This window comes from Flavobacterium bomense, assembly GCF_003970355.1.
The window spans coordinates 1-1,246 of sequence record NZ_RYDJ01000159.1; the positions used below are offsets into that span (position 1 = coordinate 1).

Annotated in this window: 1 protein-coding gene; it reads right to left on the minus strand. The window is 38.9% G+C overall.

The features are described 5' to 3' along the window. The coding region (purD, locus tag EKL98_RS16380) for a phosphoribosylamine--glycine ligase (protein WP_126563185.1) at nucleotides 1-1,068 on the minus strand (1,068 nt) is incomplete at its 3' end. Nucleotides 1,069-1,246 lie beyond the last annotated feature (178 nt).

Genomic DNA, 1,246 nt, shown 5'->3' on the forward strand with positions numbered 1-1,246 from the left:
TCCTGAAATTACTTTTCCTTTCTCGAAATCTTCTGGATAACCGCCAGAAACCACCACAATTGTCGTGGCACTTCTTTCGTCAATTTCTAGTTCGAATTCGTCTAGTTTTTCATTGGCCACAGCCAAAAACAACTCCACCAAATCCGATTTCATTCGTGGAACGACAACTTCCGTTTCTGGATCGCCCATTCGCACGTTGTATTCAATTACGATTGGTTCGTTGTTGACATTGATCAATCCAATAAACACAAATCCTTTATATTCGATTCCATCTTTCTGGAAACCTTCAATAGTAGGTTTTACGATGCGTGTTTCGATTTTTTCCATCAAAACAGCGTCAACATAAGGAACTGGAGAAACTGCTCCCATTCCGCCTGTGTTCAAACCCGTGTCGCCTTCGCCAATGCGTTTATAATCTTTGGCTGTTGGCAATATTTTATAACTTTTCCCGTCGGTCAAAACAAAACAGCTCAATTCAATTCCGTCCAAAAATTCTTCGATCACCACTTTAGAACTGGCCGCACCAAATTTTTGGCCAACCAACATATTTCTTAATTCTTGCTTGGCTTCTGCCAGATCGTGAATAATCAAAACTCCTTTTCCTGCTGCCAATCCATCTGCTTTCAAAACATATGGCGGTTGCAACGTTTCCAAGAAATCACATCCTTTCTCCACGGTTTCGGCAGTGAAACTATCATAAGCCGCCGTTGGAATGTTGTGTTTCATCAAAAATTCTTTGGCAAACTCTTTACTTCCTTCAAGAGTTGCCCCTAATTTTGATGGTCCAATAACTGGGATATCTTTTAAATCATTGTCGTTTTTAAAAAAGTCGAAAATCCCTTTTACCAAAGGATCTTCGGGTCCAACAACCACCATTCCCACTTTTTCCTGAAGTACAAATGCTTTTATGGCATCAAAATCCGTTGGGCTGATAGCAACATTATTGGCTATCGAAGCCGTTCCTGCATTTCCTGGTGCTACAAAAAGTTTGTCGCAAAGCGGACTTTGAATCATTTTCCAAGCAAAAGCGTGTTCTCTTCCTCCAGAACCTAAAAGTAAAATTGTCATCGTGTGGTTTTTAAGTTTGGCAAAAATAGTCTGTTTTAAGTTGAAATAATAATTTTTTTTACTTACTTTTGACGTTAGTAACGCAAAAGGTATGATAATTTCATTTGGATCTAAAGAAACCGAAAAAATCTGGAACGGTTTTGTCGTAAAAAAACCAGCGATAGAGATTCAACAAATG